This window comes from Haloparvum alkalitolerans (assembly GCF_050122995.1).
GTDB lineage: Archaea > Halobacteriota > Halobacteria > Halobacteriales > Haloferacaceae > Haloparvum > Haloparvum alkalitolerans.
Map to the genome: position 1 here is coordinate 1 of NZ_JBNLIA010000003.1, position 25,916 is coordinate 25,916.

At 72.1% G+C, this 25,916-nt stretch carries 22 protein-coding genes; 16 read left to right on the top strand and 6 right to left on the bottom strand.

The features are described from left to right. Window positions 1-597: 597 nt before the first annotated feature. Complete coding sequence (locus tag ACQE3L_RS03545) at window positions 598-4,614, bottom strand: DNA polymerase domain-containing protein (protein WP_426962417.1); 4,017 nt, start codon at window positions 4,612-4,614, stop codon at window positions 598-600. Window positions 4,615-4,727: 113 nt separating this feature from the next. Here ACQE3L_RS03545 and ACQE3L_RS03550 point away from each other — a divergent pair, with 113 nt between their 5' ends. The 3 genes from ACQE3L_RS03550 to ACQE3L_RS03560 all read left to right on the top strand — a co-directional run bounded on the left by ACQE3L_RS03550 (window position 4,728) and on the right by ACQE3L_RS03560 (window position 6,051). After that, complete coding sequence (locus ACQE3L_RS03550) at window positions 4,728-4,976, top strand: DUF7331 family protein (protein WP_426962418.1); 249 nt, start codon at window positions 4,728-4,730, stop codon at window positions 4,974-4,976. Between the two features lie 88 nt (window positions 4,977-5,064). Continuing rightward, on the top strand, window positions 5,065-5,589 hold the full coding sequence (locus tag ACQE3L_RS03555; protein ID WP_426962419.1) for a DUF7322 domain-containing protein: 525 nt from the start codon (window positions 5,065-5,067) through the stop codon (window positions 5,587-5,589). A 27-nt stretch (window positions 5,590-5,616) separates the two neighbouring features. Further along, window positions 5,617-6,051: a DUF7346 family protein gene (locus ACQE3L_RS03560; RefSeq protein ID WP_426962420.1), complete on the top strand. Its 435-nt coding sequence runs from the start codon at window positions 5,617-5,619 to the stop codon at window positions 6,049-6,051. 35 nt (window positions 6,052-6,086) lie between these two features. Here the strand turns inward: ACQE3L_RS03560 and ACQE3L_RS03565 are convergent, their stop codons facing one another. Together ACQE3L_RS03565 and ACQE3L_RS03570 are read right to left on the bottom strand one after the other, a co-directional pair. Then, window positions 6,087-6,947 carry an endonuclease V gene (locus ACQE3L_RS03565; RefSeq protein ID WP_426962421.1) on the bottom strand — a complete coding sequence of 287 codons (861 nt, stop codon included), beginning with the start codon at window positions 6,945-6,947 and terminating at the stop codon, window positions 6,087-6,089. 22 nt (window positions 6,948-6,969) lie between these two features. Next, window positions 6,970-8,013 carry a rhomboid family intramembrane serine protease gene (locus tag ACQE3L_RS03570; RefSeq protein ID WP_426962422.1) on the bottom strand — a complete coding sequence of 348 codons (1,044 nt, stop codon included), beginning with the start codon at window positions 8,011-8,013 and terminating at the stop codon, window positions 6,970-6,972. Window positions 8,014-8,213: 200 nt separating this feature from the next. Between ACQE3L_RS03570 and ACQE3L_RS03575 the strand changes: the two genes are divergently transcribed. Then, a complete protein-coding gene (locus ACQE3L_RS03575; protein ID WP_426962423.1) occupies window positions 8,214-8,480 on the top strand; it encodes an HAH_0734 family protein in 267 nt (88 codons plus the stop codon). A gap of 87 nt (window positions 8,481-8,567) precedes the next feature. On the opposite strand, the gene ACQE3L_RS03580 is transcribed toward ACQE3L_RS03575, so the two are convergent. After that, on the bottom strand, window positions 8,568-9,656 hold the full coding sequence (locus tag ACQE3L_RS03580) for a tubulin/FtsZ family protein (RefSeq protein WP_426962424.1): 1,089 nt from the start codon (window positions 9,654-9,656) through the stop codon (window positions 8,568-8,570). Window positions 9,657-9,775: 119 nt separating this feature from the next. Between ACQE3L_RS03580 and ACQE3L_RS03585 the strand changes: the two genes are divergently transcribed. The 11 genes from ACQE3L_RS03585 to ACQE3L_RS03635 all read left to right on the top strand — a co-directional run bounded on the left by ACQE3L_RS03585 (window position 9,776) and on the right by ACQE3L_RS03635 (window position 22,106). After that, window positions 9,776-10,420 (top strand): DUF7310 family coiled-coil domain-containing protein, encoded by a 645-nt coding sequence (locus ACQE3L_RS03585; RefSeq protein WP_426962425.1) that lies wholly within the window; start codon window positions 9,776-9,778, stop codon window positions 10,418-10,420. Further along, window positions 10,417-10,995: a DUF7311 family protein gene (locus ACQE3L_RS03590; RefSeq protein WP_426962426.1), complete on the top strand. Its 579-nt coding sequence runs from the start codon at window positions 10,417-10,419 to the stop codon at window positions 10,993-10,995. The genes ACQE3L_RS03585 and ACQE3L_RS03590 overlap by 4 nt, the downstream gene beginning before the upstream one ends. 25 nt (window positions 10,996-11,020) lie before the next feature. Next, window positions 11,021-13,006, top strand: coding sequence for an ATPase, T2SS/T4P/T4SS family (locus ACQE3L_RS03595; protein ID WP_426962427.1), 1,986 nt, complete (start codon window positions 11,021-11,023; stop codon window positions 13,004-13,006). Then, window positions 13,003-14,817: a type II secretion system protein gene (locus ACQE3L_RS03600; RefSeq protein WP_426962428.1), complete on the top strand. Its 1,815-nt coding sequence runs from the start codon at window positions 13,003-13,005 to the stop codon at window positions 14,815-14,817. Before ACQE3L_RS03595 ends, ACQE3L_RS03600 begins: the two co-directional genes overlap by 4 nt. 42 nt (window positions 14,818-14,859) lie before the next feature. Then, window positions 14,860-15,327, top strand: a complete 468-nt coding sequence (locus tag ACQE3L_RS03605) for a DUF7283 family protein (RefSeq protein WP_426962429.1) — start codon at window positions 14,860-14,862, stop codon at window positions 15,325-15,327. After that, complete coding sequence (locus ACQE3L_RS03610; RefSeq protein ID WP_426962430.1) at window positions 15,308-15,706, top strand: DUF7285 family protein; 399 nt, start codon at window positions 15,308-15,310, stop codon at window positions 15,704-15,706. Before ACQE3L_RS03605 ends, ACQE3L_RS03610 begins: the two co-directional genes overlap by 20 nt. Next, the gene (locus tag ACQE3L_RS03615) at window positions 15,703-16,326 is read left to right on the top strand and encodes a DUF7284 family protein (RefSeq protein ID WP_426962431.1); all 624 of its coding nucleotides are present in this window, start codon (window positions 15,703-15,705) and stop codon (window positions 16,324-16,326) included. Before ACQE3L_RS03610 ends, ACQE3L_RS03615 begins: the two co-directional genes overlap by 4 nt. 1 nt (window position 16,327) lies before the next feature. Next, complete coding sequence (locus tag ACQE3L_RS03620; protein ID WP_426962432.1) at window positions 16,328-19,453, top strand: DUF7286 family protein; 3,126 nt, start codon at window positions 16,328-16,330, stop codon at window positions 19,451-19,453. Between the two features lie 37 nt (window positions 19,454-19,490). Further along, window positions 19,491-19,913 (top strand): DUF5791 family protein, encoded by a 423-nt coding sequence (locus ACQE3L_RS03625; protein WP_426962433.1) that lies wholly within the window; start codon window positions 19,491-19,493, stop codon window positions 19,911-19,913. Continuing rightward, window positions 19,913-20,842 (top strand): NAD-dependent epimerase/dehydratase family protein, encoded by a 930-nt coding sequence (locus ACQE3L_RS03630; protein WP_426962434.1) that lies wholly within the window; start codon window positions 19,913-19,915, stop codon window positions 20,840-20,842. Before ACQE3L_RS03625 ends, ACQE3L_RS03630 begins: the two co-directional genes overlap by 1 nt. 91 nt (window positions 20,843-20,933) lie before the next feature. Beyond that, window positions 20,934-22,106, top strand: coding sequence for a DHH family phosphoesterase (locus tag ACQE3L_RS03635; RefSeq protein ID WP_426962435.1), 1,173 nt, complete (start codon window positions 20,934-20,936; stop codon window positions 22,104-22,106). 66 nt (window positions 22,107-22,172) lie between these two features. On the opposite strand, the gene ACQE3L_RS03640 is transcribed toward ACQE3L_RS03635, so the two are convergent. Further along, a complete protein-coding gene (locus ACQE3L_RS03640; RefSeq protein WP_426962436.1) occupies window positions 22,173-22,877 on the bottom strand; it encodes a LysE family translocator in 705 nt (234 codons plus the stop codon). Between the two features lie 176 nt (window positions 22,878-23,053). After that, window positions 23,054-23,722 carry a metal-dependent transcriptional regulator gene (locus ACQE3L_RS03645; protein ID WP_426962437.1) on the bottom strand — a complete coding sequence of 223 codons (669 nt, stop codon included), beginning with the start codon at window positions 23,720-23,722 and terminating at the stop codon, window positions 23,054-23,056. 117 nt (window positions 23,723-23,839) lie between these two features. On the opposite strand from ACQE3L_RS03645, the gene ACQE3L_RS03650 reads away from it, so the two are divergent. Further along, complete coding sequence (locus ACQE3L_RS03650; protein ID WP_426962438.1) at window positions 23,840-25,843, top strand: S9 family peptidase; 2,004 nt, start codon at window positions 23,840-23,842, stop codon at window positions 25,841-25,843. The last annotated feature ends 73 nt before the right edge of the window (window positions 25,844-25,916 follow it).

Genomic DNA, 25,916 nt, shown 5'->3' on the forward strand with positions numbered 1-25,916 from the left:
TTGGCGCGCGCGCGAGCAACGCGCGCGAGGGAAGCCCGCCCGCGGCCGGAGCAACGCGAAGGCCGCGGGCGGCTGAGGCTGGGGAGGTGTGAGGCCACGCGTGCCTCGACAGCCAATGTGGAGACTCACCGAGCAGCCAGTCGCGACGACCGAACGGACGAACCACGTCCTGGCGTCTCCGGCGCGCTACTGCACGCCGGAGGCTCGCGAGACGCGGTTTGTCTCGCGGCGGACTGAAAGGGCGAGGCCGGTCGCGCCGGAGGGGAGTCGCTGAGCAACCTCTATCGGCGCGGTCTGTGTCTCCGGCGTCGCCGTGAGCGCGGTGCGGAGCGAACGGCGGCTCGAAAATCTCCGATTTTCGGCGCGCCACTGCACGCCGGAGGGCAGCGAGACGCGGGTTGTCTCGCCGGTCGGAGAGCGCCGATATGTTGCTCAGCGGCCGCGAGCGGCCGAGGGCTTTCTGGGTTGGCAGCAAGCGCAGCAAGACGTTTGACCACACAAACACCAGCGTATCGCGGGCTGTCTGAGGTCTCCTACGCGTTCACGCCACACACGGAGAACCGCTTTTTCACACAAAGATCAACGTATCGCCAGTCGTCAGACGAACGAGCCGAGACCGGTCTGCTCCTGGCCGGTCTTGACCTCTTCCCACGAAGTGCCCAGCGCCTCGATGACGCGCTCGATGGGACCTTTCAGGGTCTTGTCGAGCATCTTCTCCCAGTCGACCGCGAACTCCTCGGGGATCTGGTCGGCGTACTCGAAGCAGATGACGTCCGGATCGCGCTTGAACTCGCCGTACAGCGGGTCCGTCTGGGGGTCGAGCCCGCGCTCGTTCTCCATCCGCTGCCAGAAGTCGGGGTGGACCTTCTCCAGGTAGAGCCGTTTCGGCTTCGAGCCGCGGTCGAAGTTCGTGCCGAGCAGGAGGTTGGCGTACTTCGCGCCGCGGACCTGCGCGGTGTCGGTGTCGTAGGCGTCGAGCCGCTTGCCGATGCCGCCGGGGATGCCCACCTTCTCCAAGTCCATGTTCCCGGTCAGGAAGTCGTCGATGACGTCCGAGAGGTAGGTCGTCACCTCCTCCAGATCGGCGTCGATGTCGTCGCCGGTGACGATGAGCTCGATGACGTGCTTTTGCACCTCCTTGGTGATCGGCGCGATGTCCGACCGCTTGTACTCGAAGCCCGTGATGTCGATGTCGTCGACGTCTTTCCCCTCCTTCCAGACGATGTGGCCCGCGTAGCGCTTCTTCTTGCCCGCCTGGAAGAAGCGGCGGTAGAGCTTCTCGAACTCGATCTGGAAGCGGTGGAACTCCGCGTTCAGCTCCTCGCGTGCGAACTCGTCGTACGACTCGTTGATGTGGTCCTCGATGGCGAACGACTGCTCGATGGCGTCCTCTTTGGACACGTCGGACCCGAGCTCCAGCATGATACTGTCAGTATCCCCATATGTAACTTCTTTGTCAATTTCTGCGGCCGCGTCCTCGGTGAAGTCGATCACCTCGCGGCCGGTCGCCGTGACGGCCGCCGCGCCCTCCTTGTCGTACAGCCGGAACCGGTCCCACCCCGTGACGCCGTACAGTGACTGCCCGACGAACTGGAACTTGCCGTCCCGGCCGGCAAGCAGGGTGTGATTGTCCTCGACGGTCACGCAGTATGCGCCGTCCTCAGCCGTGCTCGTCCCGCCTGAACGGTGCATCCGGAAGCTGTTTTTCGATTTTTCGGTGCAGTAGATGCGCCACGAACCACTGTCGTGGTTGACGCTCGCGGTCAGTCCCAGGTGCGCGCAGAGGCGCAGGACGTCGTCGCGAAGGCGTTCGCTGGACGTCGTGTACCGCCAGCTGTTCGGTTGTCGGTCACCGTCGCCAGCGATGAGCGTGTCGAGGAACAGCTGTTTCTGGTCCCGGCTCAGGCCGAACACCAGGTTCGGAACCCGTTTCTGAAAGCTGTCGCTCCCGCACGCGTCCACGAGCCAGTCACCAAGGAGCTTCGACGTGAACTGATAGCCTCGTTCGTCGACGTACGCGTCGAAGCCTATCCTGTCGAGGAGGTCACCGATGGCCGAGTGGTCGTCCCGCTCGCCACCATCGGCGACCGCGTCACCCGGAATCGCGTCCTGCGCGATGTTCACCTTCGTGGCGCTTCCCCGGAAGTTCTCGCCGAACTGCTTGTCCTCAGAGGTGTACACGGAACCTTCGGTGACGTACCACGCGAGTAGTTCGAGAAAGTCGTCCCCGTCGTAGAACCGAGGGATCCACTTCCGGCCGCGCTCGGCATGGACGTAGAAGTTCGAACAGTTGGTGTCCAGGTATTCCCGGTGTTCCTCGAATTCGTCGGCACTGAACACGTAGCCGGTGCCCTGTTCGCCCTGCTTCTGCATCTTGTCGGGGTAGTACCCGATCTCGGCGGCGAGCGTGTGGCCGTGGATGTCGTTATCGCACCAAACCTCGTAGTCACCGTCCATCAGTTCAGTGAGGTCGACGCGGTCGAGCGGGTCGCCGTCCGGACCGTCCCAGTCGTGCGGGAGTTCGTAGTGCGAGGCGTCGTTGAGATCACCGGCTTCCACGAACTGGAAGTCCTCCCAGGATGCACCGTTCTTGTCGTCCTTCCGGACGAGCATGCGATGGTTCGGGGTGACGCTGAAGTCGACTTTGCTCGTCTCGATGTCGACCATCTCACCGCGATACTCCGGGTACTCGTGGGTCTCGGTGACCGGTTTCACCTCCATCTCCATCGAGTCCGGATCCAGCGAGTACACGTCATCGCCGACCTCGAGATCGCGGATGTTCCTGACGCCCTCCGGCGTCAGCACGTCGGTGTCCGACGAGAAGCAGTTCATGATGACCTTCACGGCCGCCTGCTGGCGGTCGTACTGCTCGTACGCCTGACTGTCGGGGTCGTGCTCGTTGCGGAGCGCCTTCTTGTCCTCGCGCTCGCTGAGCAGTTCGTCGACCATCTCGCGCATGATGCCGTCCGGCTGCTTGCGGAAGTGGGTCCCGTTGGGGGCGACGTACGTCTCGCCGTCGAACGCCTCGGGGTCGACCTTCGTCTCCGGGCCGGCGTTGATCGTCACCATGCACATCGGGTAGAGGCTCTTCAAGTCCAGCACGGTGACGTTCTCCTTGACGCCGGTGATGGGGTCGAAGACGGCGCCCCCCTCGAACTCCTCGGACTCCTGTTGGCCCTTCGTGGGGAGCGCGAACTTGCCGAACGCCTTGTGGAGGACGTACACGTCGACGGTGTCGCCAGGGGTCGGCGCGTCCTCGATCTTGCAGCCGACGAACTTCCGCACCTCGTCCCAGAAGGCGATCACGTCCTGCTTGCGGTCGATCTCGACGCACAGCTCCACGTCGCGGAGGTTGTACTCCAGCAGGCGCTCGGGGTCCTGCTCCCAGAGGTCGCCGATGTCGCCGGCGTAGCGCTCCTTGCCCGCGCCGAGTTCCATCTCCGCGACCGCGTCGAGCCGGTACGACTCCAGCTCCGTGAACTGCGTGCGCTTGTAGGCGTACAGCAGGTCGAAGACGACGCGGCCCTTGATGTCGGGGCCGCCCCACCCGGAGCGCCACACCTCGCCGATACGGGAGAGGCGGTCGAGCGAGAGGTCGCGGTCGTGGTCCGGGCGTTTCGCGACCTCCTCCATCCGGTCGAGGAGGTAGGGGGCGTCGAAGTCCTCGAAGTTCCACCCCGTCAGGATGTCCGGGTCCGTCTCAACGAGGTAGTCGACGTAGTCGTCGAGCATCGCCGGTTCGTCGTCGAAGGTTCGGACCTCGAAGGTCACGTCGCTCACGAGCCCCTCGTAGCCCGGGAGTTCGTCGGGGGGTTCGACCGCGGCGTCGTCCGACTCGAACAGCCAGACGACGTACTCGTCGCGGTAGGAGTCGTGGCTGGTGAGACAGATGATCGGCTCCTCGCCGTCCTCGGGGAAGCCGTTGCGGTCGTCGACCTCGATGTCGAGGTTGTGGACGCGCATCTCCGCGTCGACCGCGGCCGGTTCGAGGTGGCCCTCGTGGACCTGCAGGCGGCCGTCGTCGAGGCGACGCTCCTCGATGCGGATCCCGCCGTTGATCCCGTTGTCGATCAGGAAGCGGTTCGGGAAGAGGATGTCCGCTTCGAAGGAGGTCTCGAAGTCGTCGCGGATGGTCCCCACGTCGCGGGGCGTCCGCGTCACGATCTTCGTGAGCGGTTCGCCGCGGATGCTCTCGTAGGGGTCGCCGTCGGGGTCCGCCTCGCGGGTACCGATCACCACGTCGTACGCCTCCTCGGGGTCACGGTCGAGGTCCTCCGTCGGGACGTAGAAGTACGGCTCTACGCCGAGGACGCGGATGTGCTCGGTCACGTCGTCGCCGTCCTCGACCGGCCGGCGGCCGAAGACGTGGACGACGGGGTACTCGCCGGCGCCGTGGCCCTCCACGGCGTAGTCGACCTGCGTGATCATCAGTTCGACCGTCCCGGTCGAGTCCGGGAACTTCGCCTCGTCGACGTCGACCACGTCGCTGACGCGCCCGCGGCCGTTGCCGGCGACGACGCGCGCCTCCTCGGTCACGTCGTCCGGGCGGTCGTCGGGGCCCTCCCCGCCGTCCGCGCCGTCCGAACCGAAGTCCGAGAGCCCGCTCTGAGTCATGGGCGCCCTTTGGCGCACCCGGCTAAAAAGGTCGGCCTTTCGCCCCCCGCGGCCGTCCCGAGGAGCGCCTGCGTGCTCCGTAGCGAATCGCCCGGGGGCGGTCGGCTCGCCCGATGGGAACTGGCCCGCTCGCGGCGACGGAAAGGCATTTACCTTGTGACACCATACCACGCGGCGTGACCTCGAACTCACACGCCGACGACGGGACGGTGGAGCGTGCGGACGACCGTGCGGCCGCGGGTGACGCGGAGGCCGTGGTGGAGGCGTACGAGGACGACGGGAGCGTGGTCCTCTTCGAGGCGGAGAACCCGCTCGCGTGGGTCGAGGCGACGCGAACGGTGGCGCTGCGCGACGCCGCCTGACCGGGGCAGCGCCGCGTCGGAATCTCAACGGGGTGGCTGTGACTGACACACCGGAACCCCTTTCCTGCCAGTTCCCCAACCGTGAGCCGTGTTTCCGGGAGACGACGGCGACGGGTCGGGCGACGCCTTCGAGGACGCGCTGGGCGGCTTCGACGAGGCGTCGCCCGAGGAGTCCGAGCTCGGCCCCGAGACGCCGAGCGTCACCGACTACGGGAACCGCTTTCCCGAGGCGAGCGACGAGGACCTCGCCGGGAGCCTCTCGGACCTCCACCCCGACACGGCCCGGACGTTCATCATCTGTGCCGTCCTCGCCAACGCGGCCGTCCTGCTCGTCAGCCTCGGCGCGATGCTCGCGTACTTCCGCGGGATGACGCAGCTCGGCGGCGGCATGATCGTGTTGGGACTGTTCGCGGCCCTCCGAACGTACATGCAGTACGCCAACTGGCGGGAGCGGTACGAGGAGCGGGAGGCCGCGGCCGACGCGGAGGCCGATGCCGCAAGGGCGGAGGCGAAGGGCGTGGAAGTGACGGCGGACGCGGACGCCGAGGAGACGGCGGACGCGGACGCCGCCGACGCGGCCCCCGCGAGCGATGACGAGAGCCCGGAACGCTAATCCGCCCCGACCGCCTTTTCGGACCTGATGCGAACCGTCCGCGACGCCGACGGCCGGCGCTACCTCCTCGTCAAGCGCTCGGACCAGTCGAGCCTCGTCCGCGACCCCGAGTCCGGTGCGGAGCGCTACCTCGAGAACGACCGGATCGAGCCGGTCGAGGGGGAGTCTCCGCTGGAGACGGCAGCGAGCGGCGTTCCCGACCCGGTCCGGCGCGTCGTGACCGCCGCCCACGACGACCGGTCCCTCGGCCTGCTGGTGGCCCTTTCCGACGACGGCCCGCGCCCGGTCGTAGGCCTACTCGACGCCTTCGACCTCTGCGAGTCGGACCTCCACGGCCTGCTCGCGGAGTTCCGCGCCGCCGGACTGGTCGAAGAAGCCGAGACGCCCGGCGGCCGCGGCTACGCCGCGACGGAGACGACCGAGCGCGCGGTCGCGCTGCTGCGTGACGACGGCGACCCGTAGGACTGCGTGACCTCACGCCGACTGCGGCCGCGGCCTCACTCCGACTGCAGCCGGCGTTTTACCTCGTCCGCGTACGCGTCCGCGAGCCGCGTCGGCTCGGGGAGCTTGTAGCCCGCACAGAGCCGTCCGACGAGGTCCCGCGTCGTCCCGGCGCTCACGCGGTGGCCCGGGCTGACGTAGAGGGGGTTCACGCGCCGGCTGTTGGGGTACTGTCTGGACTGATAGGCGTGCCCGATGACGGTGCCGTCGGGCGCCTCCACCGAGTCGTCGGCACGGATCGGCGTGGACCAGCCCTCCGGGCGCTCCTCGGTCGCGTCGTCCGGGTCGCCGCACAGTAGGCTCTTGGCGACGCCGACGCTGGGCAGGTCGAGCGCGACGCCGACGTGCGTGGCGATGCCGGCCTGTCGGAAGTGGATCCGTCCGGAGCCGTCGAACACCGCGAGGTCGGGGGACACGGAGAGCGTCCCGAGCGCGTCGAGGATCGGTCCGCCCTCGCGGAACGCCAACAGCCCGGGAACGTACGGGATCGACAGCGGCGAGACGGCGTGGGTTCGCTCGATCACCGCGCCGCCCTGTAGCGCCACCGCGGCGGAGACGACGGCGTCGTCCAGAAACGCCTGGTCGACGCCGACGACGACCGGCGCCTCGGGGTCGACGCCCGGCGCGTGCTCGGGGTCGACGGCCGCCGGGACGCCGGTCGTCAGGTCCGCGGCCGCCTCGACGCGGACCGCCTCGGGGTCGAACGGGAACTCGTCCGCGAACGTCGCCGCCTCGGCGATCTCGCGCTGGAGTGCCTCCATCTCCGCGCGGGACAGGTCCGGGTCGGGGACGAACTCGGGGCGCGCCAGATCGAGCGTCGACCGCGGTCGGGCGTCGGCGTCCGGGGCCCCGGTCATCGCCGCCTCCCCGGTCCGGTCGTCATCGCCGCCTCCCCGGACCGCCGGGGCCGCCGGGGCCGCCCGGACCGCGCGAGACGCGAGCCGTTCGCCCGCCGCCGCCCCGAACGGGCCCGGTCCCCTCGACGCGGTACCCGTACGCGAGGCCGACGACGAACCCGAGCAGGTGCGCGAGGTGGCCGATCCGGCCCATCCCGACCGCGGCGGCGATGTCCGGTTGGATCACGAACAGCAGCGACAGCGCCGCCAGCCCGTAGGTGAGCACCTTGATCTTCATCGGGATCACGAAGAACAGGAGCACCTCGAGGTTCGGCCGCAGAACGGTGACGACGCCGAGGATCGCGAACACGGCCCCGGAGGCGCCGAGCGCAGCCTGCGCATTGCCCATCGCGAGCGCGTAGGCGGTGCTGCCGACGCCCGCGATCACGCCGGCGACGAGGAAGAACGCCGCGAACCGCTTCGACCCGACGTACCGCTCCACGAGCGGGCCGAAGAAGAACAGCCCGATGCTGTTGGCGACGATGTGGAACAGCCAGCCGGGGTCGTGAGCGAACACCGACGTGACCCACGTCCAGACGTAGAGGGGGTTGGCCGTGGAGAGCATGAAGACGTCGCGGAAGGCGGCCTCGCCGAACAGTCCGAGCACCACCCACTCCAGCACGAACACGACCCACATGACCGCGAGGAAGAGGTAGGTGACGTTCCCGCGGAACGCCCGGAGGAGCCCGCCGGTCGAGGAGATCCCTCGAACGCCGCGTTTCACTCGGTCGGCGAAGCCGCGGACGCCGCCCGCCGGGCCGACACCGCGTCGGCCGCCGGCCCCGCTGGTTCCGGTGCCGCCGAGCCCGCCGAGAATACCGTCACCGCTCGACTCGCCCGACGAGCCGCCGGAGCGTCGCGCGGCGTCGGTGTCGCTCTCGAACACGCCCGAGGGGTCGTCCCAGTTCGCCAAGCCCGGGCAGTCGTGGTTCTCCGGGAGGCGGTGTTCGGAACAGAAGGACTGCCCGCACCGGTGACACTGGTACGGGAGGTTCTCGTACTCCCCGCACTCGTCGCACGTTGCCATCGCTCCCTCTTGTCGACCCCCGCCTAAAGCGGTTTGGCTCGCGAGGGGACACACCGTGCGGTCGGCGCTCGCGAACGGCTCGGTATCCGTCGGCGCCACGAACCGCCCGACAGACGGCCACCGGCGACCGCGGGTGCAGATAACCGCCGCCGTTGTGCGCCATCGAAGCGATTAAGCGCCGGACCGCCGAACCTCGGGATATGCAACACCTCATCATCCGTGGGGACCCCGGGATCCGCCGGGACGCGGTGATCGACTACGAGGGTGAGGAGCTGGTGTGTTTCTCCGTCACTCGGCAGGGCGACTGGCACGGCCCCGACGAGCCCCAGCTCTGGTGTACCGTCGGCACCGAGGACGAGCGCGAAACCTACGCCAAACGCGAGTACGTCTCCCACTGGCTCGACGTGGAGACGATCGACGCCGAGGCGGTCGACGTGATCAAGGCGTCGGGCGACCTCGCGGTCTGACCGGCCAGCCGCCGTCGCGGCCCCGCGGATTTCTGTGACCCGCCGCTCGCCGAGCGACGGAACCGTGTCGACGAGAGCGATCCCCGGTCACAGCAGCCCGTCGAGCTCGTCGTTGTCGAACGCGGCGCTCGGATCCTCCCGAGCGCGTTCTTCCTCGTCCGTCTCCTCCGCGGCCTGCCTGGCGCGCTCGAGGAACCGCTGGACGCGGTCCGACCGCTCGACGCCCGCCAGCAACACGATCGACGCGAGCCGGTCGGAGTCGAGCGGGAAGTCGCCGCCGCGGACCTCCATGCTCCCCGTCTCGTCTTCCAGCCAGCGGCGGGACTTCTCGACGCCCTTCCGCGGGATCCGGTCGGGGCCCCCCGCGACGGCCAGCAGCGCGGCGTCCGCGGTCGTCGCCTCGGGCAGGCTCAGACCGGTCATCACGGATTTCCTCGTCGTGCTGATGACGATGTTGAGGTTCTCCTCCGGGTCCTCGGCGGCCGGGGCGTCGGCGTAGCCCACGGCCGCGACGCCGCCCGCACGCAGGGTGTTTATCACTTCGCTGGCGTCGACCACGGACTCCCCGACGCCCTGCGTCGCCTCGCCCGCCGCGAGCAGGAGCCCCACGCGCTTCGCGAGCTTGCGGTTGAGCGCGTCGTACCCCTCGGTGACGCTCTCGCCGCTCGCGCGCCACGCGTCGTTGGCGAGCAGTATCGTCGCGTCGGCCTCCCGGAGCGTCGTCTTCAGCGAGCGCCCGGCGTTCACCTGATACAGCGCCCCCTCGTCGCGGCCGGGGAGGACGCCGAGCGCATAGATCGGCACGTCGTACACGCGCTGCAGCTCCCGGATCAGGACGGGCGCGCCGCCCGAACCCGTCCCGCCGCCGAGTCCGGCGACGACGAAGACGGCTTCCGCCTCGGAGGTGATGAGCGACGAGAGCGTGCCCAGCACCTCCCCGGCGTCGGCCTGCATCACCTCGGCGCCGAGCTCGTTGTCGCCGCCGACGCCGTGGCCGCTCACGCGGTCCTGTCCGATCAGCACCGTTTCCAGTGGGAGGGGGTCGAGGTCCGCCGCGGCGGTGTTGACGGCGACCGCGTCCACCACCGCGCCGAACCCCATCTCGGCGTCGAACTCGGCGAGGGCGGTCGCGATCTTCCCCCCGGCCTGGCCGACGCCGACGAGGACGGTCTTCATGAGGAGCACTGTCGCCGCGCCGACCATCAACGTTTCCCCGCCCCGGCCGGCGCCCCTACCGTCGACCATATCCCACCTCCATCCCCGACGCTTAAACCGGATACCGAGCCATCCGGCGCATGCACGACGGAGACGCCGACGCGGAGTCGACTCGCCCCGAGAGCATGTCGGAGCCGGCCGTCTCGTCCGAGGGCCCGGAACGGGATGCTCGCAGCGACACCACGGCTGCGGCGGCGCTCGCGGAGCGTGTCGCCGCCCTCGAACGCGCGGTCGCCGAACGGGAGTCGCCGCGGGCCCGAGGTACGGATTCGCCGGCCGAGACGGGCGATCCTCTCTCCGACGAGACCGTTACCCGACTCGAAGAGCTCGACGACCGCTTCGCAGCACTTCACGAACGCCTCGACGAACTGGATGCTGCGGTACAGGCGCTTCGAGGATACGCAGGCGGGGTTCGGGCAGTCAACGAGGAGGTGGAGCGACGGGCCGACCTCGCACTCGCGACCGCTCGGTCGGGAGTGTCCGGAGAGCCGGGAGAGGAGACACGCGGCGAACCCGCGGTCGATCCCCCCGAGGAGGAGGCAACCCGTGGACCGCGACCGACCGAGGACCGCCCCATCGACGCGGCGCTCCCGGACCAGCCGGCGGTCGCGGCCGCGGTCCCGGACACGGCTGAGGCGGACGCCGCCGACGGTCCGAGCGACGGCGGCGACCGGACCGACGGGCTCGCTCCGGGGGTCGTCGACCGACTGCGCGACGCCCTGTGATCCGCGCGGTCCTCGCGGCGGCGACGGCGGTCGCGCTGCTGGCCGCGGCGGGGCCGGCGCTGGCGGACGCGCGTGCCGAGACCACCGCGGACCGGATCGCGACCGCCGGCGAGCGGCTGGACCGGGCCGCGGCCGACCTCGCGGCGGACTCGGCCGCTGCCCGACCCGGCGAACCGGCGGCACGGCGGACGGTCCGCGTTAGTGTCCCGGCCGGGTTCGACGCCGCCCCGGTCGCGTTCGCCGGAATCGGCCCGCGGTCCGCGTTCCGTGGTTCGTCCGGCGGTTCGGCGGGATCCGGGGCGGACGCAGGGACGGGCTCCAGCCCGGGCTCCGACCCAGGCATCGCGACGCGGGCCGGCTCCGAGCGCGGCGTGCGACAGGACGACGCCGAGGGCGATCCGACGGCGCTCGGATACCGAATCCGCGAGCGGCCGACCCGGACGATTCCGATCCCGAGCGTGACGACGGCCGGCGGGAGTGTGGTCGAACTCGACCGGGGGACGACCCGGATTCGGCTTCGATACGTTCGCCTCGAAGGGAGACCCTCGGTCGTCCTGTCGCGACCTCATTCTTAAATCGGAAGCGGAGACCAACCGGCGCATGGATCTGATCGACCGCGTCCGAACCGGTGCTCTCGCCGTGCGCGACCGCGTTCGGGACGGTGACGCGGCCGCGTCCCGCTGCGAGTGCGAAGCGTCGTTCACGGAGCCGTCCGGAACCGCGGTCGCCGATCGGACGGTACTGACCGTCGACGCCGACGGCTGTCACGGCGCCGGTCGGCTGGCCGAGCGGCCTGCGTGCCGCCGTACGGTGATCGCGGCGCTGACGAACCGCGACGCGAACGCAGTCAGCGTGAGGTGTCGTGGCCTCGAGCGTCGATACGCCGGACGCGCCGCGGCCTTCCTGGTCGCGGCTGGCCGGTTCCGGGAACGCGTTCGGTTCCACGAGGACCGGCTGGCCGATCGCGCCGCGACCGACCCGCTGGGAGCGGCCACCGAGGCAGTCGGCCGCGCCGGCGCCCCCGCACGCGCGGTCGCCGAAACCGGTCTCGCTGCGATCGCCGAGGAAGCGGCCGGGTACGACGACCTTCTGCGCCCCTTCGTCGGGCCGACCGTCGGGACCGCGCGCGTCGCCGCGCGACTCCCGACCGGAGCGATGCTCCGCGACCGATGGGAGACCGGAACCGGCGCAACCGTCCGGATCTACGACGGCGACGGGCCCTTGCGAACGTATCATCTGACCCCGCCGTCGGCCGAGCTCGAAGACGACGCTCTCGCAACGCTCGCTGACGCGCGGGAGCGCTTGCTCGGGAACGGACACGCCGGGGAACGCGCGCCGGGTCGGGCCGTACGTGCCGTCGCGGACGCCGACGATCCGGTCGAGGAGATCGCGGACGTGCTGTGCAAGCACGCGCGCGGCTTCGGAGTCCTCTCCGACGTGTTCGCGGACGACCACGTCAGCGACGCCTTCCTCGCGCCCCCCGTCTCCGAGACGCCCCTCCGCGTGGTCGTCGACGGCGAGCGGCTGACCACGAACGTACGCGTGCCGCCTGCCGGCGCCGCGACGCTCGCCTCGCGGCTCCGACGCGCGAGCGGCGACGGCTTCTCGCGGGCGGCGCCGACCCTCGACGCGACGCTCGACACCGAGGGCGGCCCCGTCCGCGTGGCGGCGACGACCGACCCCGCGAGCGACGGGCTCGGGTTCGCGTTCCGGCGCGGCGGCGAGGACGCGTGGACGCTCCCCGGGCTGGTCGACGCCGGTACGTTGACGGCGCGAGCCGCCGGCCTGCTCTCGGTCGCGACGGAGCGCGGCGTGGCGGCGCTCGTGGCGGGGGGCCGCGGTGCCGGAAAAACGACGACGCTCGGCGCGCTGCTCTGGGAGCTCCCGTCGACCGAGCGCGTCGTGCTCGTCGAGGACACGCCGGAGCTCCCGGCCGCCTCGCTTCGCGGGGCCGACCGCGACGTCCAGCGACTCAACACCGACCCCGGAGCGGGCGCGGCGCCGACGCCGTCCGAAGCGGTCCGAACGGCACTCAGGCTCGGTGACGGAGCGCTCGTCGTCGGCGAAGTCCGGGGGGAGGAGGCGGCGGCGCTGTACGAGGCGATGCGGGTCGGCGCCGGCGGCGACGCCGTTCTCGGAACGATCCACGGCTCGTCGGGTCCCGAGGTGCGCGAGCGCGTCGTCGAGGATCTCGGCGTGGCGCCTTCCGCCTTCGCCAGCACGGACCTCCTGGTCACGCTCGCCGACCACGAAGTCACCGAGATAAGCGAGGTGTGCGGCGGTCGCGACGACACGGGGGCGGAAGGGGCCGGCTGCGTACGGTTCGAGCCGCTGTTCGAGCGGGGAACGGACGGGCTCGCGCCGACCGGCCGGATCGACCGCGGAGAGAGCCGCCTCGTCGCGGGGCTCGCGGCGTCGACGGAGCGCTACGCCGACGTGCTTCGTCGCGTCGACGCCAGGACGACCGCCCTGCGAACGCTCGTCGACGAGGACCGGACGCGCCCCCGCGACGTGGCCGCGGCCGTGGCCGACCGTGAGCGGGCGTGCGGGACCGGATCGTCAGTCGACACGGGGGCGACCGAATGAGCGACGGCGCGGACCGTCCCTGGACGGACGAGCCAAGCGAGGAACTCCGGCGAGCGCTCGCGTTCCGCGACCGGGACGAGGACGCGGAGGCGGTGCTGACCCGCGGCTACCGGCGCGGCGCCGTCGTCGGAGCGCTGTGCGGAGCGGCCGGCGTCGCGTTGTCGTCCCTCGGCGTGCTTCCCGGCGGGAGCGTCCGATCCGTCGCCGTCCCGGCGCTGCTCTCCGTCGCGGGCGCGCTCGCGGTCGTCCACGTCTCCCACCGTCTTCCCGTCTGGCTGGCGGGCGTGGCGCGGACCCGCGCCCTCGGTGCGGCGCCCGGACTGGTGGGACGTGCGGTGCTCCGAATGCGGATCGAACCGTCGCTGGAGCGGGCGGTCGCGTTCGCCGGCGGAGCGGACGGGGGACCGCTCGCCGCGAGCCTCCGCGGTCACGCCCGGCGAGCGCGGGGGCGCCCCGACGCCGGACTGTGTGCGTTCGCGAACGAGTGGACCCCGTGGTTCCCCGCGCTGGAGCGCGCCACGACGCTGTTGCGGGCGGCGGCGACCGCCCCGTCGGAGCGTCGCGACCGCTGTCTGGACCGCGCGCTCGACGCCGTGGTGGCCGGCGCGGACGACCGCATGGCGGCGTTCGTCGGCGACGTTCGTGGCCCGGTCTCGGGGATCTACGCGTTCGGCGTCCTGCTCCCCCTCGCACTCGTCGCGCTGCTGCCCGCTGCGAGCGCCGCCGGCGTCCCGGTCGGCGCCGCGACCATGGCAACCGTCTACGTCGTCCTGCTGCCGTCGGCCCTCTGTGCCGCCGGCGGCTGGCTCCTGCTTCGGCGTCCGGTGGCATTCCCGCCCCCGCGCGTTACCACAGACCATCCCGACGTCTCGGATCGGGATTTCGCCTCCCTCGGAGCGGGTGTGGTCGCCGGAATCGTGGGGGGCGTCGTCGCCGGGGCCGTCGTCGCCGAGTGGGCCGTTCCGGTCGCCGTGGTCGGCGCGGGGGTGGGGACGGCGCTGTTCGTCGCCGCGCGCCCCCGTCGGCGCGTACTGGAACGCGTTCGTGATCTGGAGGCCGGCCTCGCGGACGCGATGACCGTGGTCGGCGGACACGTCGCGGAGGGGGTCGCGGTCGAACGCGCGGTCGCTCGGGCGGGAGAGTCGGTCGCCGGACCGACGGGCGAGGCGTTCGCCGACGCGGCGGCGCGTGGGCGGACGCTCCGTATCGGGGTCCGGGAGTCATTCCTCGGCGAGGGCGGCCCGCTGGCCGCGGTCCCGAGCGCGCGAGCCCGCGGGGTCGCGGCGCTGCTCGCGCTCGCCGCCCGGGAGGGACGACCGGCCGGTGACGTGCTGCTCGAACTCGCCGATCAGCTCGATGACCTTCGCGGGCTCGAACGCGAGGCGACGAGGCGGCTCGCGACCGTCACGCGCACGCTCTCGAACACCGCGGCGCTGTTCGGACCGCTGGTCGGCGGCGCGACCGTCGCCCTCGCGGCCGGACTGGTCGGGGACACCGGCACGACCGTTCCGACACTTGGTGCCGAAACGGGCGGGCTCGAGGCTTCGGGTGTTCCCGGTTCGTCCGGAGCCACGGGAGCGAAAGCCGGGGAGGGGGGCGTACCGGGGGCCGAAAACGCGCTGTCCGTCGCCGTTCTCGGCCGCATCGTCGGCGCGTACGTCCTCCTGCTCTCGGTCGTTCTGACGACGATCGCCACCGTCCTGGAACGCGGTGCGAGCGCGACGCTCGTCGCGTACCGGGTCGGGATCGCGCTTCCGACCGCGACCGCGACGTATCTGGCTGCGTTCGTCGGGGCCGGGTTGCTGCTGTGACCGCCCGCACGTTTAAGCCACAGACCGAGCCCAACCCGGGCCATGTTCGAGGTCCCACTCGACGGACTGTACGCGTGGGTCGGCGTCGCCGCGCTCAGCGTCGCGGTACTGGGCGTGGCGTCCGCGCTTCCCAGCGCCCCGGCGCCCGACGCCGCCGGCGCCGCGGCGACGGTCGACGCCGTCGCGGGCGGCGACTACCCGGCCACCGGCGAGCACGGAATCGCGGCGGAGCGCATCCGGATCACTCCCGAGCGCATCGTCCTCGACGGCGAGGGTGGCACGGCGAGCGCCGGGTTTCGTCGGGGGGCGGTGACGCCGGTCCGGGGGAACGGCCGACTGGCGCGCGTCCTTCGCGGCGCCCCGCCCTCGGCCGTCTTCGATTCCTCGGGGGCGTTCGCGGCCGCGGCGCGGAACGCGCGCGAGACCGAACCGGAATGGCGCACGGCGTCCGATCGGCTCCGAATCCGGCGGGTTCACTGGGGGGACGTGCATGTCACGCTTGTCGGATAGGGGGTGGGCCGACCCCGTCGCGGCGCTCGTCGCGCTGGCGGCCGTCGGCGCCGGAATGGCGGTGTACGTTGGCGTTCTGCATGGAGTCGACGACGCGGGGAGCGGTGGTCGCCCCGCCGACATCCTCGACCGTGTTCACGACGCGACGGCCGACGGCGGAGTCGCGAGGCCCGCGAACCTGACGGTCCCCGACGGTGTGGTCGGGGAACACCGGGCGGTTCGTGCGCGTCTGTCGGCAGGGGAACGGCGATGGACCGCCGGCGATCCGCGACCACCGGAAGGAGGCGCACCGACGCACACCGCTCAGCGGTCGGTTCCGGTCCGGACCGCTCCGGGAGAGAACAGCCCCGGAACGCTCCGCGTGGTGGTGTGGACGTGACGAGCACCGTCCTCGACGTGACGGTCTTTCTGCTGTGTCTGTCGGCCGGCGTCGGCGTGCTCGCGAGCGGGGGAGCGGTCGACGGCGGGAACCGCGCCGCGTCCCCGGGCGCCGTGGCGGTCGCGGACGTGGTCGCCGGGACGACCGCGTCCGTCGAGTATCGGACCGCACCGCGTGGCGAGGCCACGTCCGACGCCGACGCGAGCGGCGAGAAGCGGTCCGCCACGCACCACGCAACGCTGGCCGAACTGATCGCCCGCGGTGCGATGATCGAGGCGGACGGGACGCGTGTGGGGGCGGGCGACTACCCGGAAGCGGTCCGGGAGGTCGTTCGAGAGGTCCTCCGCGACCTGCGTGGTGGCCGGATCCGGTTGAGTGCGTTCCGCTCCCCCGAGGGAACCGTCCGGTCCCCGTTCGTCGTCGGTGAGAAGCCGCCGCCGAACGTCGACGTTGACGTGGCCGTCGTCACCGCTCCGGGGGATCGGAGATCGAGAGAGCGTGACGCGAGCACCGACCGGACGGCGGTCGCCGCCGCGAGTCATGGGCGCGACGGTGACACAGCGGCTCGTGGCGGCATCGAGGCCCCCGGACGCGTCCGGATCGTCGTGGAGGTGTGGTGAGTTGCGCCGTCCGTCGACGGTCAGGATCGCCGCCGACGACCGGGGGCGCGTCCCGTTCGCGCTGATCGGCGTTCTGCTGCTCGTATCGAGCGTCGCGTACGCCGGCGCCCTCCAGCAGCAGGGGCGGGTCTCGGTCGACGACGGCGTGGAGCGCGCGGTGGAACGCGCGGCGACGGACGCGACGCCCGCGGTGCGCGCCGGCGTCGCCGACGCGGCCCGCGACGCCGCGGCGGAGCCGGTCACCGCGGTACCGGCCGCCGACGGAGCGAACGGGAGCGCCGTCCCGGCGGTCAGGCCGGGTTCCCCGTTCACCGACGCGTTGCGGATCCGGATCGCTATCGAGGTCTCTCGGTCCCTTCCCGCGACCGAACGGCGCGTCGGCGACGTCCGAGCCGTCAGCGAGGTTCCGGCCGTTCGGGACGAGGACGACCTCGTCGCGGCCCGCGAGCGCGTGTCGGTCTCGCCGGTCGCGAACGGGACCGCTCTCCGAGCGACGGTGCGGAACGTCACGACGACCGCGACCCGGAACGGCCGGACCGTCACGCGGCGGACGCGGAACGTGACCGTGGTCGTCCCCGTGCCAGTGTTCGCGGCCCACGAACGGACGGAACGGTTCGAGGAACGGCTGAACCGCGGAGCGCTCGAGGGGCCCGGACTCGGGCGGCAGCTCACGGCTCGGCTGTACCCCGTCACCTGGGCGCGCGGCTACGCACAGCACGGCGGCGCCCCGGTTCAGAACGTGCTCGCGAACCGGCACGTCGAGCTCTCGACGAACGCCGGCATCGTCCGCGTTCAGCGCAACGTCTTCGGAGGAACGGACCCCCGGGCGGAGGCCGGCGTTCGCCGCGCAACGGCGCGCACCGGGGTCGCGGACCTGCTCGCGCCGACGGAACTCGACGAGGAGGAGTGGAGCCGGACGGTCGTCGGTGAGTCGACGACCGGTTCGGAACGCGAGGTCGGGGACGGGACCGACGGCGACCGGGTCTCCGACAGGTTGGAGGGAGCGAACAGGACGCGCACCGTCGAAGTGGGCGCGGTCGCGGACGCGGCGCTCCTGTCGACCGTCTCGGAACGCGACGCGATCGCTCGGGACGCATATCGTGCGCGCGCGGTGCTCCGTGCCGACGCCACACTCCGGGCGGACACGACGACGAGCAACGGTCCGACGGCGGGCGAACCGCCCGCCGGAAACTGGACGCTGACGGACGTCGAGCGGGAGCGGACGGTCACTGTCGTCGAGGCGGGCGACGGCGCGGGGGCATCGATCGCCTCGAGCGACTTCGGCACCGCGCGCCGTGTCGTCAGAACGGTCGACGAGACGACACGGACGTGGACGAACGGGACGGCAACCCGGACCGGCCGGGAGGTCCGGACGCGGGAACACCGGGTCGATATCCGCGTCGAGGGAACGTACGCTCCGACTGCCGGAGCGCCGGAGCGTCCCACGGCCCCGACGTTCGAGCGGGGCGGGGCGCTCGACGGACCGAACCTGGCGGACGTACCCGCAACCGCGAGGGCGGACCTGTCGGCCGCGACCGACGACGAGCTCTCGCGGATCGCTCGCCGGGCCGTCGTCGACGGCGGGGTCGACCGCGAGACGGTGGTCGTCGGAGAGCGACCGGACCGGCTCGCGACGCACGTCGAGGCTGACCTCGCGGAGCTCCACCGCGAGGTCAGCAAGCTGTCGACGACCGTCTCGATGCGGGAGGTCGCCGCCGGCGAGGCCGACCCGTACGGGGGGCTGGCGGCGACCCTCCGGGAGCGGCGGGCGGAGCTCGTCGACGCTCCGGCGACGTACGACGGCGCCGCGGACCGCGCCCGCGTCGCTGCCCGCGCGGCGTACGTGGATGGGGTCATCGCCGCACTCGAGCGGCGTTCGACCGCGGACGACGAGGTGTCGGCTGCCGTCGCGGACGCCGCGGGCGACGGCGCGACCCTCGACACCGGTGCGCTCGGCGCGTACCTCGACGCGCGGGCCGCGGCCGAGCGCGGTGTCCGCCGGTCGATCGGCGACGGCGGACCCGGCGGAGGCGTCGGACTCGCTCCGCGCGGATCGCCCGGGTATCTCCCCCGGACCGCGGTCGACGGCGCCGCCGTCGAGGGCGTCGCCGCGGGCGCGCGGACGAGGCCGCTCGCGACGCGGAACCGGAACCTCGTCACGCTGCCGTACGCGGGCGCCGCGTCCGGTATCGTGGACCGTCTCCTCGGAGCGGACGAGACCGTTCCGCTGTCCTCCGCCGGCCGAGCGCTCGTCGGGACCGACCGGGCGCTCGCGGGCACCGAGAACGAAACGCTTCGCAACGAGCGGGACGGCCTCGCGGACTCGGTCGACAGGTCGACCGACGCCGTGGAAGCCGCGGCCGATCGCGTGCTGCGTCGGCAGACGGAGCTCTCGCGGTCCGAACGCGCGGAGAGCCTGCGGAGCGCTCGGCGGCAGTGGGGCTCGACCGGCGAGCTCGCCGTCGCGATGGGGACCGGCGACTACGCCGAGACGGTCGCCGCCGAGGCGGCGGCGCGGGGAAGTTTCGGCCCGGCGGATCAGGAAGTCCTGGCCGCGCGTCTGGGAAGGACCATCGTGGCGACTGCGAACGAGGGGCCAGCGACGGTGTCCGCCGCGGAGGTGAACCGGTCCGCGCCGGTGCTCCGAGCGGTCGCTCGGGACGAACTGGAGTCGAGGGTCGAGGCGGAGCTCCGACGCGGCGCGGACGCGGCCGCGGACCACTGGGCGCCGGAGGCGATCAGGGCGGTTCCCGCGGGCGCTCCGGTGCTCCCGACGCCGACGCACTGGTACGCCACGGTCAACGTCTGGACGGTGGAGGTCTCCGGCGCGTATCCGCGGTTCGCCGTGGCGGCGCCGCGGACCGGTCCGCCCGACGGGGAGTTCGAGTACGTCCGGGAGGCCGGGACCGCAACGGTCGAACTCGCGGGCGGGCCCGTGACGCTCGGTCGGACGGAGCAGGTGCGGTTCGAGACCGGGACGGTCGTCGTGGTCGCGGTCCCGCCCGGACCGCCGGGGGTCGGCGACGTGGACGGCACGCGCGACGAGACTTCCGCCGGGTGGCCGTGTCCCGAAACGACGCCGGATTCATTCGGCGGAACCGCACGCGAAGCGTCCTGTGTCCGGTGACCGCAGTCGTTTTCCCGGCCGCGCGCCGAGGGCGGGTATGTTCACCGACGTGCCCGCGGAGACCGACTCGGAGCCGGGACCGCTACTCGAGGGGTACGAGACGCTGGTGCTCGAGGCGGCCGCTGAGGCCGGGGTCGACGCGATCGTGGATGCGACGTCGCTCGACCGGTCGAGCGCCGAGATGCTGGTCGACGGCGAGGTCCCCGAAATCGCGGTCGAGGACGCCGCCGCCGTGATCGCGCTCGTCGACGACCGCGACGCGAACGCGCTGGTGTTCGAGCTCAGAGACGACCTGCTGATGGGGATGACGACGGCGGTGCTCGACGTCGACACCATCGCGGGCGCCATCGACGCCGACCTCACCGGACAGGAGGTCCAGCAGGCGCTGGAGGGACGCACGCGGATGACGCTGACGCAGTTGGCACAGATACAGAGCGTGATCGAGGGGCGGAAACCCTGATGCGCGTCGTCGTCGTCGGCTGCGGCTACGTCGGGATCGAGCTCGGTCGCCAGCTCCGCGATCCCGACGCCGTCGGCGATCCGGGGGGGACAGAACACCGGGTCTGTGGCGTCCGCCGGTCCGACGAGGGGCTGACGGCCGTCGAGGCGGCCGGGCTGGAACCGGTTCGGGCGGACGTCGCGGACCCGGCGTCGCTATCGGCGCTCCCGGACGCGGACGCGGTCGTGTTCGCGGCGAGTTCGGGCGGCCGCGGCGCGGACGCCGCGCGACGCGTGTACGTCGACGGGCTCGCCAACGTGATCGACGAGTACGCCGAGCGCGAGCGTCCGCCGGACCGGCTTATCTACACCTCGTCGACGGGCGTCTACGGCGATCACGACGGCGGCTGGGTCGACGAGACGACGCCGCTGGATCCGACGACCGAGAAGACCCGGGTGCTGACGGAGGCCGAGCGCGTGGCGCGCGGGCGGGCCGCCGACGCGGGCATCGACGGGACGGTCGTCCGCTTCGCCGGACTCTACGGCCCGGGCCGGTACCGGCTGGAGCGCTACCTCGACGGCCCCGTGACCGCGGGGTATCTGAACATGATCCACCGCGACGACGCCGCCGGAGCGGTCCGGTTTCTGCTCGAGAACGACCTCGCGCGCGACGACGCGGTGCTGGCCGTCGACGACGAACCGGTCGACAAGCACGCGTTCGCGGACTGGCTCGCGGACGCCTGCGGCGTCGAGCGCCCGGCGAAGCGATCGAAGTCGGAGCGGCTGTCCGCGGGGAACCTATCCGAGGCGGCGAAGCGGCGGATCCGCACGAGCAAGCGGTGCTCGAACGACCGGCTCCGCGAGCTCGGGTACGACTACCGATACCCGACGTTTCGTGAGGGATACCGCGACGCGGTCGACGCGTGCCGTGCCGAGCGTGGCGGTCCGTAGCCGGGGGGCGGCCGACGCGGCCGTGGCGGACATGTCCCGCGTGTGATGAGTGCCGGGAACTACTTGTGTCGGCGGTGGGTGCGAACGGACGATGTGGGTGCAAGGACGGACGGACGCCCTGCGAGCGGCCGAGGGGTTCGTCCGGGAGAACCCGGAGCTGGCGCTCGCGACAGCGCTCGCGGCGTTCGTCGTCGCGGCCAGCACGTACGCGTTCCTGCGACTGCGTCGCCCCGCGGGCGTCACGTTCCGGCGGCTGATCGAAGGTCGCGAGGAGGTCGCGGTCCTGATGCACCCGAACCCGGACCCCGACGCCATGGCGGCCGCGGTCGGCGTCGCCTCGCTGGCGGACCAGCTCGGCGTGGACGCGACCGTCCAGTACCCGGGCCAGATCCGCCATCAGGAGAACCGCGCGTTCCGGACCGTCCTCGACCTGGAGCTCGACCGGATCGACCACGTCAGCGACCTCGCGGCGGAGTCCGTCGTCCTCGTCGACCACAACGAGCCGCGCGGGTTCGCGGGCGCGGACGGCGTCCTCCCGCTCGCGGTCGTCGACCACCACCCCGGTGACGGCGCGGGCGAGGAGTTCACCGACGTGCGGACGGACTACGGTGCGACCGCCTCCATCGTCGCCGAGTACTTCGACGACATCGACGCCGAACCGGTACCGCCGGACATGCACGCCTCCGAGCGCGGCGGCGAGTACGTCCTCTCGACCGACGCCGCGACGGGCCTTCTGTACGGCATCCTCGCCGACACCAAACACCTCACCGTCGGCGCGAGCGAGGCCGACTTCGCGGCCGCCGGCTACGTCTACCCGGGCGTCGACCAGGACCGGCTCGACCGGATCGCCAACCCCGCGGTCGACGCCGAGGTGCTGGAGGTGAAAGCGCGCGCCATCGCCGGCCGGCAGGTACAGGGCTCGTTCGCCGTCGCGGACGTGGGCAGCGTCAACAACGTCGACGCCGTTCCGCAGGCGGCCGACGAGCTGATCCAGCTGGAGGGGGTCACCGCGGTGGTGGTGATCGGCGAGCGCGACGGGACGCTCCACCTCTCGGGACGGTCCCGTGACGACCGCGTCCACATGGGCAAGGCCATCGAGTCGGCGCTCGAGGAGGTCCCCAACGGCGACGGCGGCGGCCACGCCCGTATGGGGGGCGGCACGGTCACGCCGACGGTGGACCCGACCGGGGAGGAAGAGGAGCTTTCGATCGACCGTGACGAGCTGTGTGAGGCCCTGTTCCGGGCGATGACGGGCGACGTCTGACCGCGGAGACGCGCGGCGGGCTCGCCCAGCACCGGGGCTTCCCGCTCGCCGCTTTCCGGCGCGGCCTCACAGGAGTGCCAGCGCGGGGAAGGCCTGCGTCGCGGCGTCGTAGAGGAAGTAGACGCCGAAGCCGGCGAGCACGGCCGCCGAGCCGACCGCGACGAGGGGCGCGAGCCGCTCCATGCGACGCTCCGCGGCGACGAGCGCGGCCGGGAACCCCGTGACCCAGAGCCCGATCCCGGCGAAGAAACCGACGATCAGCGCCGGGGAGCCGGTCGTCACCACGAACGCGCCCGCGAGGTCGGCGCCGACGACCGGGAGCGGTTCAAGCACGTCCAGCGTCCCCGGCCGGAGCAGTCCGACGCCGACCGTGAGCCAGAACAGCACCTGATAGGGGTTCGTCAGCGCGAGGACGAACGCCTTGCGGAACCCCTTCCCCTCGGCCAGCATCGGGTCGTCGCCGGCCGTGGGTCTGAAGGAGGCGCGCGCCCCCCGGGCGGCGCCGTACGCGAAGTAGATCATCAGGACGCCGCCGACCGCGACCATCGCGGCCCGCAGCGTCGGCAGGCGCTCGACGAACGCGACGACGCCGAGGTACGCCAGCACGAAGAAGACGCCGTCGGCCGTCGCGGCGCCGAGGCCGGCGCGCGCGCCCGCGGTCCAGCCCCGCAACACGGCCTCCTCGGCGATGACGGCGTTCATCGGTCCGGGCGGCGCCGCGAGCGCGAGCCCGAAGACGACGCCGGCGGTCAGCGTGACCAACTCGTTCACGCTCCGGGGAACCCCTGCGACGGTGAAAAAGGCGACGGACGGGGCCAGCGACGCCGTTTTCGGATGTTCCGATCCGGCGCGTGATCACCGGATCGGCGCATCGATGAGGGAAGGTGGCCGCCGGTCCGGAGCGGCGGTGCGGCCGCGGCCGCACCGCCCTGGATGCCGCATCGCAGTCACGCGGTCGCCTCGACCGGCCGCACGCGGATGGACCGCGCGACGGACTCCGGGAGACTCTGATCGCCCGCGGGCGAGCGGACGGTCACCATCCCGAAGGGGGCGACATCGACGACCTCAAGCTCGTTGCCCGGCACGATGCCGGCGTCCGCGAGGTAGTCGAGCTCGTCCTCGTCGCGGTCGGAGACGCGGGCGACGACGACCGTTTCGCCCTCCTCGCAGGCGTGGAGCCGGACGGCGTCGTCCTCCTCGACCGGCTCCAGGTCGGCGCCCGGGATGGGGTCGCCGTGGGGGTCGACCTCCGGGTCGCCGAGCGTCTCCGCGACGCGACGCTCGAACTCCTCGGAGATGTGGTGTTCGAGTCGGTCGGCCTCCGCGTGGACCTCGCTCCAGTCGTAGTCGAGTCGCTCCGCGAGGAACGCCTCGATGAGCCGGTGGTGGCGGACCACCTCGAGCGCCACCGCCTCACCCTCGGGCGTCAGCTCGACGCCGGTGTACGGCTCGCGGTCGACCAGTTCCCGGTCCTCCAGCTTCCCGAGCATGTCGGTGACCGTCGGCGGGGTCTTCCCGAGGTAGTCGGCGACCGCGGAGGTGGAGACGGGCGGCCCCTCCTCGGTCTGGAGGACGTAGATGGCCTTCAGGTAGTCCTCCATCACGTCGCTCAGCATCGTCCGAGAGTAGCGGACTCCCGCGGAAATAGCTACCGGAGACGAGGGTGGGGAAGCCGAACCGGCAACGGCGTGTGGGTGGCCAATCCTTACGGCGTCGGCGCGGGAGGGTCGGCCATGAGCGATCCCGACGGCGGCTTCGGCGACAGCGACGATTCCGACGACGACGGCCCGAGCTATCCGGTTGCGCGCTACCTCGGCATCGACGCGGTCGAGTCCCCGACGTTCACCGCGGACGGGGACCTGCTGTATCTGGCCGATACGACCGGCTCGCCGGACGTGTGGCGGGCGAGCGACCCCGCGAGGCTCGGGGCGGACGGCGACGCGGCGACCACCGAGCGCCTGACCGGCACCGACGAGCGCGTCTCCTTCGTGGACGCGTCGCCGACGCGCCCGGAGGCGGTGTTCGGCATGGACCGCGGGAGCGACGAGCGCGACCAGCTGTTCCTGTACGACCTCGCGGCCGGAGAGATAACCGACCTCACCGACGACCCCGACTCGATCCACGCCTGGGGCGGCTGGGCGCCCGACGGCGACCGGTTCGCGTACGCCGCCAACCGCCGCCAGTCGGACACCTTCGACGTCCACGTCCAGCGCCGCGACGAGACCGCCGCCGACAGCGAGGTCGTTCACGAGGGGGAGGGTGGCTTCCTCTCGGTGGCCGCGTGGGGGCCGGAGGGGGACCGCCTGGCGCTGATCGACGCCCGCGCGTCCTTCGCGCAGGACCTGTTCGTCCTCGACCTGCCGAGCGGCGAGACGACGCAGGTGAACGCGGACGACGACGCCCGCTACGAGTCCCCGGCCTTCGGCGCCGACGGGGGGCTCTACGCCCTGACGAACCAGCCCGGCGACCACCTCGTCCTCGGGCGCTTCTCCGCCGCGGCGGTCGCGGGCGATGCGGACCGCGACGACCGCGCGGCCGCGCTATCCGAGGAGGGGTCGGGGGACCCGGCGTTCGACACGGTCGCCGCCCGCGAGGGCTGGAACGTCGACGGCTACGCCCTCGACCGCGACTCCGGCCGGGTCGCGTACACGGCCAACGTCGACGGCTACTCCGAGCTCGTGATCGGCGAACTGGAGGGGCCGACCGCCTTTTCGCCCCTCGCGACGCCCGACGTCGCCGCCGACTGCGCGGACCCGGGGGTCGTCTCCGCGCTCGCGTGGGACGGCGACGGCGAGCGGCTCGCCGCGGTCCACGCCGCCAGCGACCGGCCGTACCGCGCGGTCGTCGTTGACGCCGCTGCCGACCTGCTCGTGGACCTAGACGGCGAACCGGCCCCCGAGGTGGCCGCGCCCGCGGACCACGGGACGCTCGGCATCCCCCCAGAGGCCTTCCTCGCGCCCGAGATCGTGCGCTACGAGACCTTCGACGGTCGGGAGATCCCGGCCTACTGGACGCTCCCGCCGGGCGTCGAGAGGGGCGAGGCGGCCGAGGTGCCCGTCATCGTCGACATCCACGGCGGGCCGGAACACCAGCGCCGGCCGTGGTTCTACCCGACGAAGCAGTTCTTCCTCCGGCAGGGGTACGCGGTGCTGGAGCCGAACGTCCGGGGCTCCTCCGGCTACGGGAAGGCGTACACGCACCTCGACGACCGCGAGAGGCGCCTCGACTCGGTGGAGGACGTGAAGGAGGCCGTCGCGTGGCTCGCCGAGCGACCGGAGGTCGACGACGACCGGGTCGTGGCGTACGGGCGCTCCTACGGCGGCTTCATGGTGCTGTCGGCGATCACCGAGTACCCGGACCTGTGGGCGGCCGCGGTCGACTTCGTCGGCATCGCCGACTTCGAGACGTTCCTCGAGAACACCGGCGAGTGGCGGCGCTCGCACCGCGAGCAGGAGTACGGCGCGTTGGAGAACACGGAGCTGCTGGAGCGGATCAGCCCCATCCACCGCGTCGACCGCATCGACTGCCCGCTGTTCGTGCAACACGGCGCGAACGACCCGCGGGTCCCCGTCGGCGAGGCCGAACAGATCGCGGAGGCGGTCGCGGACCGCGGGATCCCCGTCGAGACGTGCGTCTTCGAGGACGAGGGCCACCACACCACCAGCCGCGAGAACCGGATCGAACAGTTCGAGCGCATCGCGGCGTTCCTCGACGAGCACGTCGGGAACGCCCGATAGCGTTCCACGGCCACATGTAGAGTCCCCTCGGCGTCGTGCCACCGTCACACGGACGCTTAAGTAGGATGCCGGC